We start from the raw sequence: 16,428 nt of genomic DNA, 5'->3' as shown, positions 1-16,428 counted from the left end.
TCGTAGGCTTTGGCTTCGCCGCCAAACTTCTTCGACAACACGGTCGCAATCGCCGCTGTCAGTGTGGTCTTGCCATGGTCAACGTGGCCAATTGTACCAACGTTCACGTGCGGCTTGGTCCGCTCGAATTTACCTTTTGCCATTTTACTATTCCTTCAAAAAGAACGATTTTTTCAACAATTAAAAGCGCACTCCCTGGATCACAGGAAGCGCGCAAAACCTGAATTACTTAGCCTTGGAAGTCACGATTGCATCGATGACGTTCTTCGGTGCTTCGGAGTAATGCTTGAATTCCATCGAGTACGTTGCACGACCTTGCGTTGCCGAACGCAACGAAGTCGAGTAACCAAACATTTCCGACAGAGGTACTTCTGCCTTGATGATCTTGCCGCCACCACCAGCAATTTCATCCATACCTTGCACCATACCGCGACGCGACGACAGATCGCCCATCACAGTACCAGCGTAGTCTTCTGGCGTCTCAACTTCAACTGCCATCATTGGCTCCAGAATAACTGGGCTGGCTTTACGGCAACCATCCTTGAATGCCATCGAACCGGCCATGCGGAATGCATTTTCGTTCGAGTCAACATCATGGTAGGAACCGAAGAACAGAGTAACCTTGACGTCAACCACTGGGTAACCAGCCAACACGCCGGTGTTCAGTGTTTCACGGACACCCTTTTCAACTGCAGGGATGAATTCGCGAGGAACGGTACCGCCCTTGATCGCGTCGACGAATTCAAAACCCTTGCCTGGTTCTTGCGGTTCGATCTTCAGAACCACGTGACCGTACTGACCACGACCACCGGATTGCTTGACGAACTTACCTTCGATTTCTTCGCAAGTCTTGCGAATGGTTTCGCGGTAAGCAACTTGTGGCTTGCCGACGGTAGCTTCAACGTTGAACTCACGCTTCATACGGTCAACGATGATGTCCAGGTGCAACTCGCCCATACCGGCGATAATCGTTTGACCCGATTCTTCGTCAGTACGTACGCGGAACGATGGATCTTCTGCTGCCAGACGGTTCAGAGCCAGACCCATCTTTTCTTGGTCAGCCTTAGTCTTTGGCTCAACAGCCTGCGAAATCACTGGTTCTGGGAACACCATACGCTCCAGCACAACCACGGACTTGTCGTCGCACAGTGTGTCACCGGTGGTGGTGTCCTTCAGGCCAACGACAGCGGCGATATCGCCAGCCAGCATTTCCTTGATTTCTTCACGTTGGTTGGCGTGCATCTGAACGATACGGCCAATACGTTCCTTCTTCGACTTGACCGAGTTCAACACGGTGTCACCCGAATTCAGTGTACCGGAGTAGCAACGGATAAAGCACAGCTGACCAACGAACGGGTCAGTCGCGATCTTGAATGCCAGCGCCGAGAACTTCTCGGTGTCTTCCGCCTTACGGACGGTTGGCTCATCATCTTCATCCAGACCGGGAACAGGTGGAATGTCGACTGGCGATGGCAGGTATTCGATCACGCCGTCCAACATGGCTTGCACGCCCTTGTTCTTGAACGCAGTACCGCACATCATCGGAACGATTTCGCCGGCGATGGTACGTTGACGAATCGCAGCCTTGATGTCGGCTTCAGTCAAGTCACCTTCTTCCAGGTACTTGTTCATCAGGTCTTCCGACGCTTCAGCAGCCGCTTCAACCATGTTTTCACGCCATTTTTGCGATTCTTCCTTCAGATGCTCAGGGATATCACGGTAGTCGAACTTCATACCTTGGCTGGCATCATCCCAGTAAATCGCGCGCATCTTGACCAGATCGATCACGCCTTCGAAGTTTTCTTCAGCGCCGATAGGCACTTGCATTGGGATAGGGTTTGCCTTCAGGCGAGCACGCATTTGCTCGTAGACCTTGAAGAAGTTCGCGCCGGTACGGTCCATCTTGTTGACGAACGCCAGACGTGGCACCTTGTACTTGTTCGCTTGACGCCAAACAGTTTCTGACTGTGGCTGCACGCCACCGACTGCACAGTAAACCATGCAAGCGCCGTCCAGAACGCGCATCGAACGCTCAACTTCAATGGTGAAGTCAACGTGGCCTGGGGTATCGATGATGTTGATGTGGTGAGCTGGGAAGTTGTTCGCCATGCCCTTCCAGTAACAGGTCGTCGCAGCCGAGGTGATAGTGATACCACGCTCTTGCTCTTGCTCCATCCAGTCCATGGTGGCAGCGCCATCGTGCACTTCACCGATCTTGTGGTTCACGCCTGTGTAAAACAGAACGCGCTCGGTCGTTGTTGTTTTACCAGCATCAATGTGAGCGGAAATACCGATATTACGATAGCGCTCAATGGGGGTCTTGCGAGCCATGATTTAATCCTAAGTCTTTAATGCACGAAACCGAGCGCTATTTTTATCAAATATACGCTCGGCCCGAACAAATTTTAGATACAAACGGAGCCTTGTCAGATCAATGAAAAAGCCCCGTCCAGTCTTGTTAGAAGCGGAAGTGCGAGAAGGCCTTGTTGGCCTCTGCCATACGGTGCACTTCATCACGCTTCTTCATCGCACCGCCACGGCCTTCAGCCGCTTCGATCAACTCACCGCCCAAACGTTGTGGCATGGACTTTTCGCTACGCTTGTTTGCGGCTTCGCGCAACCAACGCATCGACAACGCCATACGGCGAACAGGACGCACTTCGACCGGCACCTGGTAGTTAGCACCGCCAACACGACGGGACTTCACTTCGACCAGTGGCTTGCAGTTATTCAGCGCAGTGGCGAATACTTCCAGCGGGTCTTTACCAGTTTTGGTCTGGATGTGGTCAAACGCACCGTAAATGATGTTTTCTGCAACCGACTTCTTGCCGGACAACATCAGCACGTTAACGAATTTAGCAACTTCAACATTGCCGAACTTTGGATCAGGCAGGATTTCCCGCTTGGGAACTTCACGACGACGTGGCATTTCGATTCCTTTCAATCTTCAGTTGAGTGCTTGGGTGTTACCCCTTGCCTGCACTCGCGGACGACCATCATAGCCACCCACTTACTCGGCCCATCACGGACCGACACATTTCACCAGGCGCAAGCTACGCTATCGCCCGAGGAAGACAAATTAATTACTTCTTAGCTGCCTTGGCGCGCTTGGCACCGTACTTCGAGCGAGCTTGCTTACGATCCTTGACGCCTTGGGTATCCAGAGCACCGCGAACCATGTGGTAACGCACACCTGGCAAGTCCTTCACACGGCCGCCGCGGATCAGCACGACGCTATGCTCTTGCAGGTTGTGGCCTTCACCACCGATGTACGAAATCACTTCGAAACCATTGGTCAAACGCACCTTTGCAACTTTACGCAAAGCGGAGTTTGGCTTCTTAGGAGTCGTTGTGTATACGCGTGTGCACACGCCACGTTTTTGCGGGCTGTTTTCCAGCGCCGGCGATTTGCTCTTCACGGTCGCGGAGACACGTGGTTTGCGAATCAATTGATTGATGGTTGGCATCGTTTTATATCCAACAAAATTACGACGTTAATAACAATTAATCCCGGAAACGGTTGCCCGGAATTAAACGATAAACTTGCACAGGTGCAACTTGTGCGTATCGATTTCAAGAAAAATGAGAGAAGCGCCGAAGAAAGCCGGAAGCAGACCAAAGAACGCTTAAGCTCAGTTGAGCCCAAATTCGAGAACTCGCGAGTATATACTCGAGCACACAATACAGCAAGGTATTTTGTGGCTGTTGTCAATACCAAACAATGTGGGTCGACGGGGAATCGACCGCTTCTGATGCCCGTACTATTGCAGTAGATCACCACCGCGGGGCTGCATCCCATAGAGTGTACTGGCCACGACTGCAGCAGCCGAGCGTGTTTCCACACCCAGTTTGACGAAGATATGCTCGAGATGTTTGTTAACAGTACGCGGGCTCATGCCAAGAATCTGCGCAATGTCACGATTGGTCTTTCCCTTGCCTAACCAGGCCAGTACGTCGCTTTCACGCGGCGTGAGATGATAATCCTGTAACACCGACAGCCCGCCCGGCGACGCTTCGACATCCGCCAGAGACGGCGTCACAACATTCTCTTCCAGCAACAAAGTAACATCATGCCCCTTGCCGGCATCAGCCAGCGCAATCTGTAACGCGCTGCCATGCCCCTTCATGACCAGCGGCGTCGCGATGACGCCAGCGCCGTCTCCACCCCGACGACGGCGCGCCAGACTGTCATTGAGCCAGGCTAACACGGTCGCCGGCAATTTACCGCCCTCATTGCTGGCGGGGAAATATTTCGCCAATAACAACGCTGCCTTGCTGGTTTGCCACAATGGCATGCCGTTCGCCCCCAGCACGATCACCGCATGTGCCACATGGTCCAGCATGCCACGCGCTTGCTCCACCATGCGCGAGGTCTTGATATGCGCGCCGATACGCGCCACCACTTCCTGGGGCTTGATGGGCTTGGTCACATAATCAATACCGCCCACCTCAAACCCGCGTACCACATGCTCGGTCTCGACCAGCCCCGTCATGAACACGACCGGCACATGACTGACGCTCTTGATCAACTTGATGCGACGACAGGTTTCAAATCCATCCAGGCCGGGCATCATCGCGTCGAGCAGGATCAAGTCTGGCGTTATATAGTCCAGCCGCGCCAAAGCGCCATCACCATCGGTCGCCACCAGCACGATATGGCCGCTGTCATCCAGCGCGTCTGACAGCATCGCCAGATTGTCTGGCTGATCATCGACGATCAGCACCACGTGCCGATCAAACATTGCTGACATCATGCCCCATCATCTCCTTGATACGAATGACATATTCATTTAGACGGAATTGCCGAACCAGTTGACGCAACTCGGTCGTAAAAGGCAGATAGGCTGCATCCTGTTGCTCCAACTCATCGAGTTTACCGAGAATGGCCTTGGCGTAGCCAATATGGCCCAGTTCCAGAAGCGCACGCAGCTTCTCTGGCACCGGGATCAATAACATGGTCTGACTGACAACGGGTGCCGGAGGTGCCGACACCCATTCCAGCTGTAACTGCTGACGCATCTTCAACAGCAGTTCGTTGTACGACACCGGCTTGACCACAAAGTCATTACACAACGACGCGTCACCACGCTCGTGGGCCGACTCAAACGCATTCGCCGAGATAATGATGATCGGCAACTTCACATGACCGCGCGCGCGAATGGTTCGCGCCACCGTCCAGCCATCCATGAGTGGCATCGCGATATCGAGCAGGATTAAATCTGGCACGGCTTGCGTCAGCTGCTCCAGGCAAGCCAATCCGCTATCGGCCTCGCTCACCTCAAACCCCAGTGGCACCAGCATGTCTTTGAGCAAGCGCCGCTGCGATGCCTGATCGTCCACCACCAGCACCCGCTTGACGGCACCGACATAGCCTGACATCTGGTCTTCCAGTTTCAGGCGCGGACGTGGTGCGTTGACTTCCGGCAGATAAATCTTCAAATGGAAACTGCTGCCAACGCCCAGCGTGCTCTCCACCGTCAGCTCGCCGCCCATGATGTGGGTCAGCATGCTGCAGATCGCCAGTCCCAGTCCGGTACCGATGTCTTCCCGCAAATTGGCAGCACTGCTACGCTCAAAAGGCAGGAACACACGCTCCAGATCAGCGGGTGCGATCCCGATGCCGGTATCGATGATGTCGAAGTAAGCAATCTCGCGCTGGTAATGAATACGCATCGTCACGCCGCCATGATCGGTAAATTTGACGGCATTGCCGAGCAGGTTGATCAGAATCTGACGCAAACGCTTTTGATCTGCATGCACGATATAGGGCAAACGCCCTGACTTCTCAAAATCGAAACGCAAACCCTTCTGCTGCGCCTGCGGCGCGATCATGCTGATGACCTGCTCCAGAAATTCTTCCAGTGCCAGCTCATCGGAAGCCAACTGCATCTTGCCTGCCTCGATCTTGGCAATGTCCAACAAGCCATCAATCAAACTCAGCAAGTGCTCGCCACTGCGTCGAATCACACTGATCGCATCCTTGCGTGCAGGCGGAATGGTGGCGTCGACGTGGAGTATCTGGGCATAGCCAAGGATGCTGTTGAGGGGCGTGCGCAGTTCATGACTCATCCCGGTGACGAAGCGACTCTTGGCCAGGTTGGCAGCTTCGGCCGCTTCCTTGGCGCGCTGCAGCTCGGCATCGGTTTGCTTGTGGGCCTCGATTTCCTGCAACAGCAGATTGGTCTGCCGTTCCGACTCTTCCTGCGCCACAGTGCGACTTTCGTTGGTCAGAATCAACCACCACGCACCGACACCAATCAAGACCAGCAAGGTACAGAACAGTTTGATGAAAATGCCGTGAATCGAATCCGGCCCGCTACTGGCCAAACCGGAGAGTCCTGCCATCTGCTGGTAATACAGCATCCACAAGACAATCGCCAGACCGCCAGACAACAGACTGAAGACCAGCAGGTAATGGCCGATCCGGTTATTCAGACGCATCACCAAACGCCCCGGCAAGATCTTGCGCAAGAAACTCAATACCTGATGTGGCAAGCGTGCTGCCGGTGGTTTGCAGCGATCATTGCAGCGCGCATCGAGCGAGCAGCACAGTGAACAGATGGCACCCTGATAGGCGGGGCAATGCGCCATGTCAGGTGTCTCAAAATGATTGCCGCAAATGACACACTCCAGCTGGGCATGGTACCGATACGCCATTGAGGATGCCTGCTGAGCGGGTATATCGGCCAGCGTATCCTGACGCGCAATGTAATAGCGGCTACCAGTAGCAATAGCGATCAACGGTGCCGCCACCAACGCCGTACCCAAAGCGATGAACGGTGACAAAGCATGCGCCAGTGGTCCCAGCGTACCGGCCATGGCGATGGCCGACAACACCGAAGCAATCGCCATGGCACCCACGCCGACCGGATTGACGTCATACAGATGCGCACGCTTGAACTCGATATGCGCAGGACTAAGTCCGAGCGGCTTGTTGATCACCAGGTCAGCAACCACCGCACCGATCCAGGAAATCGCGACCAAGCCATACAAAGCCAGCACATGCTCCAATGCATTGAAAACCCCCAGCTCCATGAGCAGCACGGCAATCAGCACATTAAATACCAGCCACACCACCCGGCCCGGATGACTATGCGTAATGCGGGCAAAGAAGTTGGACCACGCCAGCGATCCGGCATACGCATTGGTGACATTGATCTTGATCTGCGACACCACCACAAACAAGGCAACGGCCGCCAGTGTCCAGCCCGGATCAGAGAATACATAGCGATAGGCGATCAAATACATCTGGGTCGGCTCGACCGCACGCCACATCGGTACCTCATGCTGAATCGCCAGGAATGCCAGCAAGGCCCCACCCAACATCTTGGCGCCACCCAACAGAATCCAGCCGGGGCCAGCCAGCAATAAAGCCGTCCACCAGCGACCACGATTGGCGGCTGTTTTTTCCGGTAAAAAGCGGAGAAAGTCGACCTGTTCACCAATCTGGGCGATCAATGAAAAGGCCACCGTCGATGCCGCACCGAACAACAACAAATTAAAGGAATCACCATCCTCGGCGCGCCCGGTAAAGCTCAGCAGATTGCTCAAGGCTTCGGGCTCCTTATGCAACACGCACACATACGGCAGTAACAACAGCAACAGCCACAACGGCTGGGTCCACATCTGCAGGCGATTGATCAGGGTGATGCCATACGCCACGATGGGAATGACAATCAACGAACACAGCACGTAGCCATAAATCAGCGGCAGCCCGAAATAAATCTCGATAGCCTGCGCCATGATGGCCGCTTCCAGCGCAAAGAAGATGAAGGTGAAGCTGGCATAGATCAGCGAGGTAATGGTTGAACCGATATACCCGAAGCCGGCGCCACGGGTGAGCAGATCCATATCCACACCGTAACGCGCCGCGTAATAACTAATCGGCAAGCCCGTCACGAAGAACAGCACCACCATGCAGATGATGGCCCAGAAGGCATTGGTAAAGCCATAACTCAGGGTGATTGATCCACTGATCGCCTCCAGCGCCAGAAACGAAGTCGCGCCCAACGCCGTATTGGCCAACCGGAACTCCGACCAGCGCCGGAATGAGCGTGGCGTGTAGCGCAAGGCATAGTCTTCCAGCGACTCGTTGGCGACCCAGGTGTTGTAGTCGCGCCGGACCTTGACGATGCGTTGTATTGCGGGATTAGTCCCGGGAATGTTCACGTTGTGCTCACGTTGTTATCACGACATGCTCGCGTTGGTAAGAAACTCAAAAGACATCCTGGCGCTGACATCAACGACAAATCCCGCCATCCCTCTCTGGCTAGCAATTTTCAAACCAATCAGTAGGTGGTGACATACGTCAAATGACGTATGTCGGCGAGTGGTCGAGCATAGCGGTATCACGACTTGCTACCACTGCCTCACCAAAACATGGCACGCACCCTCGCCAGCAAATTCCTGTACCGCCAGAAAAGCCGCACCAACAACGTGCACGGCAACCACCGTCGCTGTGCCAAGTCCGCGCATTCCCTCTCCCCACGGGACCAAGGGTTTTACGTCAAACAACGTATTGTTGCGTCGCAGCGCAAACCCTATTCTGCGTCTCACAGCGAACCGCAAAGCCGCATCACAGCAGCGCTGAGCTAGCGGCACTCCCGCCTTCACCGCTGGCCGATTTTCATGTCTTCCGTACCGACCAACAACACTCGAAAGGAGTACCGCATGTCGCAATCGTCGAACCGTCCCGCTGCCAAGCGCCCCTCATCCACGCGCCGCAAGGTCATGCTGGGACTCGCAGCTGGCGTCGCCAGCGCCGCCATGGTGATGCCCGGCATCAGCCAGGCGCAGCAATTCCCGACTGCCAAGGTCAACACCACCAAGCTGGCCATTACAGATACCGAAGTCACAGTCGGTCAGTTGCATTCCGCCACCGGCACCATGGCCATCAGTGAAACCGGTTCGATCCAGGCCGAGCGGCTGGCCATCGATCAGATCAATTCCATGGGCGGCATTCTGGGCCGCAAGATCAAGATCATTCAGGAAGACGGCGCCAGCGACTGGCCAACCTTTGCCGAAAAGGCCAAGAAGCTGCTGGAAAACGATCACGTTGCTACCGTCTTCGGCTGCTGGACCTCAGCTTCCCGCAAAGCGGTGCTGCCAGTCTTTGAAAAAGACAACGGCCTGCTCTATTACCCGACCTTCTATGAAGGTCTGGAGCAGTCCAAGAATGTCTTCTACACCGGACAGGAAGCCACGCAACAGGTACTGGCTGGCCTCAACTGGGTCGCCAAAGAGAAGAAAGCCAAAACCTTCTTCCTGATTGGCTCTGACTACATCTGGCCACGCACCTCCAACAAGATCGCCCGCAAGCACATTGAAAACGTGCTCAAGGGTTCCGTCGTCGGCGAGGAATATTACCCACTCGGCAATACCCAGTTCGGCTCCCTGATCAACAAGATCAAGCTGAAAAAACCTGACGTGATTTTTGCCGACGTCGTCGGTGGCAGCAATGTGGCGTTCTACAAGCAGCTCAAGGCTGCCGGCGTGACTGCCAAGACCCAGAATCTGCTGACCATCTCGGTCACAGAAGATGAAATGCTCGGTATCGGCGGCGAAAACGTCGAAGGTTTCTATGCCTCGATGAAGTATTTCCAAAGCCTCGATAACCCGAACAACAAGAAATTTGTGCAGGAGTTCAAAGCCAAGTTCGGTGCCAACTCGGTCATCGGCGACGTCACCCAGGCAGCCTATCTTGGCCCTTGGTTGTGGAAGGCCGCAGTCGAAAAGGCTGGCAGCTTTGATGTCGACAAGGTGGTTGCCGCTTCCCCTGGCATTGAGTTGAAGACCGCGCCGGAAGGCTACGTCAAGGTGCATGAAAACCATCACCTGTGGAGCAAGACCCGCATCGGCGAAGCGCAGAAAGATGGTCAGTTCAAGGTTATCTATGAATCCGATCTGATCGAACCGAATCCTTTCCCCAAGGGTTATCAATAGCACCCCGGTAACAATCGTCTGACCTGAGTTGTACGTAGCAAAGCGGCGACCTCTGTAGTGACATGCGGAGGTTGCCGCCCTCACTCTGTTCACCCTCCCCTTTGAGGAGTCAATATGGTTTCCCTCTCCGAATTTGGTGCAATTTTTGCCATGCAGGGCTTCAACGGCCTGTCGGTATTTTGCGTCCTGCTCCTCATGGCACTTGGTCTGGCGATCATTTTTGGTCAGATGGGCGTGATCAATATGGCGCACGGTGAGTTTCTCACCATCGGTGCTTACATGACCTATCTGCTGTCCAAACTCACCACCGAGTACGCACCGAGTCTGCAACCGTTCTACTTTTTCGCAGCCGTGATTTTGTCCTTTCTGGTTGCCTACGGCATCGGCTATCTGACCGAAATGCTGCTCATCAGCCGCCTCTACAAACGTCCGCTCGATACCCTGCTCGCCACCTGGGGCCTGAGTCTGGCGATGCAGCAAACCTTTCGCTCCATCTTCGGTGCCAAAGAAGTCAGCGCCACCTTGCCGGACTGGTTACTGGGTTCCTTCAAGCCGACCGAAAACATCGATATTCCAATCAACGGCGTGTTCATGATGACCCTGACCGTGCTGCTGACCGGTACCATTTTCCTCCTGCTGTTCCGTTCCCGCTGGGGCCTGCAAGTACGGGCCACGATGCAGAACCGGGTCATGAGCGGTGCGGTAGGTATCAATACCAGCAAGGTTGACCGCGCCACCTTCGCGCTCGGCTGTGGCGTTGCCGGTGTAGCCGGTGCGGCCTTCACCACCATCGGCTCGACCGGTCCAACCAGTGGCTCGCTGTACATCGTCGATACCTTCCTGGTGGTGGTATTTGGCGGCGCGCAAAGTCTGATCGGCACGATTGCATCGGCCTTCTCGATTGCCCAGACACAATCCACCGCCGAATTTTTCCTGACGGGTTCCATGGCCAAGGTGCTGACGTTGTCAGCGGTGATCATCATCCTGATGCTGCGTCCGCAAGGCTTGTTCTCGGTGCGTGTCCGTAAATAAATCCAACTCACTCCAGCTACTCTCGCGAGGTTCATCCATGCACGCAGCTTATGAAAAAATATTGGGCGGCAGATCCGGCTTGACCGGTCTGCTGGTGCTGGCAGCGCTGATCCTGCTGGTATTTCCCCTGAGCCTGGATATCTTCCGGCTCAACCTGGTCGGCAAATATCTGGCATATGCCTTCGTTGCCGTCGGCCTGGTACTGTGCTGGGGCTATGGCGGCATTCTCAGCCTCGGTCAGGGCGTGTTCTTCGGTTTGGGTGGCTATTGCATGGCCATGTTTCTCAAGCTCGAAGCGTCTGATCCGATCAGCACCAAGATTCAGTCCACGCCCGGCATTCCCGATTTCATGGACTGGAATCAGATCACCGCATTGCCCGCCATGTGGCAACCGTTTCACAGTTTCAGCTTCACGATTCTGGCGGTACTGGCGGTACCGACGCTGCTAGCGCTGATCATCGGGATGGCGATGTTCAAACGTCGCGTCGGTGATGTGTACTTCTCCATCGTGACGCAGGCAATTGCGGCCATTCTGTCGATCCTGATCATTGGTCAGCAAGGTCTTACCGGTGGCGTCAATGGCATCACCGATCTGAAGACCCTGCTGGGCTGGGATATTCGCACCGACAGCGCCAAGCTGATTCTGTACTTCGTCAACGCTGGCTTACTGTTTGGCTGCATCCTGATTGGCCGCTTCATCCTCACCTCCAAGCTGGGCCGCCTGCTCATGGCCATGCGCGACAAGGAAGAGCGGGTACGTTTCTCAGGCTACGACGTGGCCAGCTTCAAGGTCTTCGTCTATTGCGTTGCAGCCATGTTCTCAGCCATCGGCGGTGCGATGTTCACGCTACAGGTCGGCTTCATGTCGCCCTCCTTCGTCGGTATCGTGCCTTCGATTGAAATGGTGATCTTCGCCGCAGTCGGCGGACGTATGTCGCTACTGGGTGCGGTCTACGGCACCTTGCTGGTGAACTTCGGCAAGAGCTATTTCTCGGAAACCTTTCCTGAACTCTGGCTGTTCCTGATGGGCGGCCTGTTCATCGCCGTGGTGATGGTATTCCCGGATGGGCTGGCCGGCGTCTATCAAAACCAGAGCAAACGCTTCATGGCCTGGCGCAAACGACGCAAGACATCAACGCTGTCACCGTCGTCAACCACGTCAGCCACATCAGCGCCCGTCAAGACGGAAAAGATCAGCAACGTCCTTGAGCAACACGTCATCGATACCAGCAATCTGGAGGCCAGCAAATGAACAACGCACCAATCGGTTTTGAATCCACCGACCATCCGGTTCTGGCGATCGAAGACCTGACTGTTTCCTTCGACGGCTTCAAGGCAGTCGACGGTCTCAACCTCTACGTTCAGCGCAATGAAGTACGCGTTGTGATCGGTCCCAACGGTGCTGGCAAAACCACCGTACTGGATCTGATCTGTGGCAAGACCCACGCCACCTCGGGCAGCATCCGCTTCAACAACCATGAGCTGACCAAGATGAGCGAGCACGCCATCGTCCGGGTTGGCGTCGGTCGCAAGTTCCAGACGCCATCGATCTACGAAAACCTGAGCGTGTTCGAAAATCTGGAAATGTCTTTCCCGCGTGGCCGCAAGGTCATGGGTGCCTTGTTCTTCCAGCGCTCACCAGACGTCGTGGCACGAGTGGAAGCTGTCGCAGCCGAAATCTTCCTGCGGGAGCAGCTCTATACCCAGGCCGATCTGCTCTCGCACGGACAAAAGCAATGGTTGGAAATCGGCATGTTGCTCATGCAGGAGCCTGAGCTCCTGATGCTCGACGAACCGGTCGCGGGCATGAGCGTGTCGGAGCGCGAAAAAACTGCAGAGCTGCTGGGTCGCATCAGTCAGGGCCGTTCAGTGGTGGTGATCGAGCATGACATGGAGTTCGTCAAGAGCATCGCCCACAAAGTCACGGTGCTGCATCAGGGGAAAATTCTTGCCGAAGGCAGCATGGACAAGGTCCAGAACGACCCCAAGGTGATCGACGTCTATCTCGGGCATTGAAGCCATTCCACTCAACCAGGAAGGATCTGAACATGTTCAATGTATCGCAACTCGCGTCCGGCTATGGCCAGAGCAAAGTCATCCATGACGTCAATCTGTCGGTGGCCAAGGAAGAAATCGTGGCCGTCATGGGCCGCAACGGTATGGGTAAAACTACCCTGTTCAAAACTCTGATGGGCATCCTGCCGCTGCGTGGCGGCAGCATCAGTATGGATGGTGTCGAACTGGGCGCGATGGAAAGCCATCAACGGGTCAATGCCGGTGTTGCCTATGTCCCGCAGGGTCGCATGATTTTCCCCGGCATGACGGTCCTCGAAAACATTCAGACCGGCTTGTCTGCCGAGGCGCATGGCAAGGTGCCTGAAGAGCTGTATCACTTGTTCCCGGTGCTCTACGACATGCGCAGCCGCAAGGGTGGCAACCTGTCCGGTGGTCAGCAACAGCAACTGGCGATTGCCCGTGCACTGGCGACCAATCCACGGGTGCTGCTGCTGGATGAGCCGACCGAAGGTATCCAGCCGTCGATCATCAAGGATATTGCCCGCAGCCTCAAAGAGATCCGCAAGATTCGCGCGCTCACCATCATCGTCTCCGAACAGGTGCTGAGCTTCACGCTGGAAATCGCCGACCGCTTTCTGGTGATCGACAAAGGCCGCTTCGTCTACGAAGACACCCGCGCCAACGTCGATGCACCAACGATCAGCAAGTATCTGTCGGTGTAACGATCCGACATTTTTCAACTTGATTAGCAAAGGAGCAGCGACATGCGGCATGGAGACATATCAAGCAGCAAGGATGCAGTCGGCGTAGCGGTCGTCAACTACAAGATGCCACGCCTGCACAACCGCAGCGAAGTCATGCAAAACGCCAAGCAGATTGCAGCAATGGTGGTCGGCATGAAGCAGGGCTTGCCGGGCCTCGATCTGGTGATCTTTCCAGAATACTCGACCCACGGCATCATGTATGACCCGGATGAGATGTATGAGACCGCGGCCACCGTGCCGGGCGAAGAAACTGCCGTCTTTTCCGAAGCCTGTCGGCTTGCCAATGTCTGGGGCGTGTTTTCCCTGACCGGCGAGCGGCACGAGGCGCATCCGAAGAAAGCCCCCTACAACACGCTGATCCTGATCAACAATCACGGCGAGATCGTCCAGAAGTACCGCAAGATCATGCCCTGGACACCAATCGAAGGCTGGTATCCCGGCGACACCACCTATGTCTGCGATGGTCCCAAGGGACTGAAGATCAGCCTGATCATCTGCGACGACGGCAACTATCCTGAAATCTGGCGTGACTGCGCTATGAAAGGTGCCGAACTGATCGTGCGTTGCCAGGGCTACATGTACCCCGCCAAGGAGCAGCAAGTACTGGTCGCCAAGGCCATGGCGTGGATGAACAACGTCTATGTGGCAGTCGCCAATGCCACCGGTTTTGACGGCGTGTATTCCTACTTCGGCCACTCGGCCATTGTCGGCTTCGACGGCCACACGCTGGGCGAATGTGAAGCCGAAGAAATGGGCATTCAATACGCCGAGCTCTCGGTCAGCGCGATTCGCGATGCGCGCCGCAACTGGCAATCCCAAAACCATCTGTACAAACTGGTACACCGTGGCTACACCGGCAAGATCAACTCCGGCGAATCACCGGCCGGGGTGGCGGACTGCCCCTTCGATTTCTACAAGACCTGGGTCAATGACCCACAGGCTGCGCGGCAACAGGTGGAAGCGCTCACCCGTCCCACCGCCGGCACGCCCGAATGTCCGATCCCGGGCATTCCCAACGCGCTGTAACTGCACTGACATCAACCCACGACAAGGAGAGTCGCATGCAACATTTCAAGATCAAACCCGGTGTGCCACTGGCAGAACAAGCGGAACTGGGACACAACCGCTGGCATCCGGATATTCCGTTTCTGTCCTCGGTCAAGCCGGGCGAATCCATCCTGATTGAATCGCTGGATTTTCTCGATGCGCAGATCAAGAACAATGACGCGGTGGACGACGTCAAGAACGTTGACCTCACCCGCGCCCATCCGCTGACCGGTCCGTTCCACGTCGAAGGTGCCGAACCCGGTGACCTGCTGGTGATCGACCTGCTTGACATCAAACCGGTGACACCGGTCGGCTTCTCCGGCGTGTTCGCCAAGGAAAACGGTGGCGGCTTCCTCGCCGATTATTTCCCCGATGCCGACAAGGCAATCTGGGATCTCAAGGGTCTCTACGCCACGTCACGCCATATTCCTGGTGTCCGTATTGCCGGCCTGACCCATCCCGGTCTGATGGGTTGCCTGCCATCGCATGATCTGCTGACCGAATGGAACCGCCGCGAAGCACCGCTAGCCGCCAAGGGGCAAGCTCAACCGCCTGATCCACGTACTGCCGTGCTGCGCGGCCTGTCGGGTGCCAAGTTTGATGAGATGGCCAAGATTGCTGCGCGCACTGTGCCACCACGCGAGCACGGCGGTAACACTGATATCAAGGATTTATCAGCCGGTACCCGCATCTTCTTCCCGGTGTATGTGAAGGGTGCGGGCTTCTCGATGGGCGACCTGCACTTCTCGCAAGGCGATGGTGAAATTGGTTTTTGCGGCGCGATTGAAATGGATGGAGTCAGCCACGTTGGCTTCGACCTGATCAAGGGCGGCATGGCAAAGTACAACATCACCTCGCCGCTGTTCATGCCCAGTATCGTCAAGCCACATTACGAGCAATGGCTGACCTTCGAAGGTATCAGTGTCGAGAATAACGTCAACTACTATCTGGACGCCACGGTTGCCTATCGTCAGGCCTGCCTCAAGGCTATCGACTACCTGACCCACTTCGGCTACACCGGCAGTCAGGCCTACATGTTGTTGACTGCGGCACCGGTAGAGGGACGTATCGGCGGCATTGTCGACATCCCCAACTGCGCCTGCACGGTGGCGCTGCCGACCTCAATCTTTGATCAGGACATCACGCCCAAAGGGATGCTGAACGACAAAGCCTATTGGGGTCGTTAACACATCAACGGCCAGACATGGCGTTACCAGCTGACGCCATGTCTCTTTGCAGCATCCCATCAAATACGCGCTTGAGGAGCACACCATGCCGCTATACGACATCCGTTGCAGTCACTGCGAAGGTATCTTTGAAAAATCTCTATCTCTGCAGGCCTTACAGGCACCAACTCCTTGCCCTTACTGCAAGGAAGAAACGATCGCCGCCCCACTATTTACAGGTGGACGTGTGGGTCTGCAAGTTACCGAGCGCTGGCGACCACGTACCGGTGCCGAGCAACTGGCTGGGCCAAGTGTGGCCGGGCCGGGAGCGTATGCCGGGGCCGGACGCAGCAGTGTGCTGCATAACTGCAAGGGACATAGTTGCAGTATTTGTGCGACGTGAATTGGCGACACGAATTCGCACTTGGCGCGCCAACTGGCGTCAATCCAGACAACCCACT

Annotated in this window: 14 protein-coding genes; 8 read left to right on the top strand and 6 right to left on the bottom strand. The window is 55.6% G+C overall.

Annotation, left to right across the window (positions count from 1 at the left end; all coding sequences use genetic code 11):
* The 6 genes from FHW66_RS19985 to FHW66_RS19960 all read right to left on the bottom strand — a co-directional run.
* On the bottom strand, positions 1-143 hold a 143-nt coding region (locus tag FHW66_RS19985; RefSeq protein ID WP_255459082.1), incomplete at its 3' end, for a GTP-binding protein.
* 82 nt (positions 144-225) lie between these two features.
* Entirely contained in the window at positions 226-2,331 is a 2,106-nt protein-coding gene (gene fusA / locus FHW66_RS19980; protein ID WP_183381583.1) for an elongation factor G, read from the bottom strand.
* 127 nt (positions 2,332-2,458) lie between these two features.
* Complete coding sequence (gene rpsG / locus FHW66_RS19975) at positions 2,459-2,929, bottom strand: 30S ribosomal protein S7 (protein WP_183381582.1); 471 nt, start codon at positions 2,927-2,929, stop codon at positions 2,459-2,461.
* Between the two features lie 154 nt (positions 2,930-3,083).
* Positions 3,084-3,467, bottom strand: a complete 384-nt coding sequence (gene rpsL, locus FHW66_RS19970) for a 30S ribosomal protein S12 (protein WP_183381581.1) — start codon at positions 3,465-3,467, stop codon at positions 3,084-3,086.
* Between the two features lie 294 nt (positions 3,468-3,761).
* Complete coding sequence (locus FHW66_RS19965) at positions 3,762-4,754, bottom strand: response regulator (RefSeq protein WP_183381580.1); 993 nt, start codon at positions 4,752-4,754, stop codon at positions 3,762-3,764.
* Entirely contained in the window at positions 4,735-8,169 is a 3,435-nt protein-coding gene (locus tag FHW66_RS19960) for an ATP-binding protein (RefSeq protein WP_370543505.1), read from the bottom strand. Before FHW66_RS19960 ends, FHW66_RS19965 begins: the two co-directional genes overlap by 20 nt.
* A gap of 501 nt (positions 8,170-8,670) precedes the next feature.
* On the opposite strand from FHW66_RS19960, the gene urtA reads away from it, so the two are divergent.
* The 8 genes from urtA to FHW66_RS19920 all read left to right on the top strand — a co-directional run bounded on the left by urtA (position 8,671) and on the right by FHW66_RS19920 (position 16,370).
* Positions 8,671-9,942 (top strand): urea ABC transporter substrate-binding protein, encoded by a 1,272-nt coding sequence (gene urtA / locus FHW66_RS19955; RefSeq protein ID WP_183381579.1) that lies wholly within the window; start codon positions 8,671-8,673, stop codon positions 9,940-9,942.
* A gap of 114 nt (positions 9,943-10,056) precedes the next feature.
* The gene (urtB, locus tag FHW66_RS19950; protein WP_183381578.1) at positions 10,057-10,974 is read left to right on the top strand and encodes an urea ABC transporter permease subunit UrtB; all 918 of its coding nucleotides are present in this window, start codon (positions 10,057-10,059) and stop codon (positions 10,972-10,974) included.
* Between the two features lie 37 nt (positions 10,975-11,011).
* Positions 11,012-12,226 (top strand): urea ABC transporter permease subunit UrtC, encoded by a 1,215-nt coding sequence (gene urtC, locus FHW66_RS19945; protein ID WP_183381577.1) that lies wholly within the window; start codon positions 11,012-11,014, stop codon positions 12,224-12,226.
* The gene (gene urtD, locus FHW66_RS19940) at positions 12,223-12,990 is read left to right on the top strand and encodes an urea ABC transporter ATP-binding protein UrtD (RefSeq protein ID WP_183381576.1); all 768 of its coding nucleotides are present in this window, start codon (positions 12,223-12,225) and stop codon (positions 12,988-12,990) included. Before urtC ends, urtD begins: the two co-directional genes overlap by 4 nt.
* A gap of 32 nt (positions 12,991-13,022) precedes the next feature.
* Complete coding sequence (gene urtE / locus FHW66_RS19935) at positions 13,023-13,712, top strand: urea ABC transporter ATP-binding subunit UrtE (protein ID WP_183381575.1); 690 nt, start codon at positions 13,023-13,025, stop codon at positions 13,710-13,712.
* Between the two features lie 42 nt (positions 13,713-13,754).
* The gene (locus FHW66_RS19930) at positions 13,755-14,780 is read left to right on the top strand and encodes an aliphatic amidase (RefSeq protein ID WP_183381574.1); all 1,026 of its coding nucleotides are present in this window, start codon (positions 13,755-13,757) and stop codon (positions 14,778-14,780) included.
* Positions 14,781-14,815: 35 nt separating this feature from the next.
* A complete protein-coding gene (fmdA, locus tag FHW66_RS19925; RefSeq protein WP_183381573.1) occupies positions 14,816-15,988 on the top strand; it encodes a formamidase in 1,173 nt (390 codons plus the stop codon).
* 85 nt (positions 15,989-16,073) lie between these two features.
* Positions 16,074-16,370 carry an FmdB family zinc ribbon protein gene (locus tag FHW66_RS19920; RefSeq protein ID WP_183381572.1) on the top strand — a complete coding sequence of 99 codons (297 nt, stop codon included), beginning with the start codon at positions 16,074-16,076 and terminating at the stop codon, positions 16,368-16,370.
* Positions 16,371-16,428 lie beyond the last annotated feature (58 nt).

It is taken from the genome of Herbaspirillum sp. Sphag64 (genome assembly GCF_014192645.1).
Taxonomy (GTDB): domain Bacteria; phylum Pseudomonadota; class Gammaproteobacteria; order Burkholderiales; family Burkholderiaceae_D; genus Herbaspirillum.
This window is presented reverse-complemented; position numbering and strand designations above follow the sequence as displayed.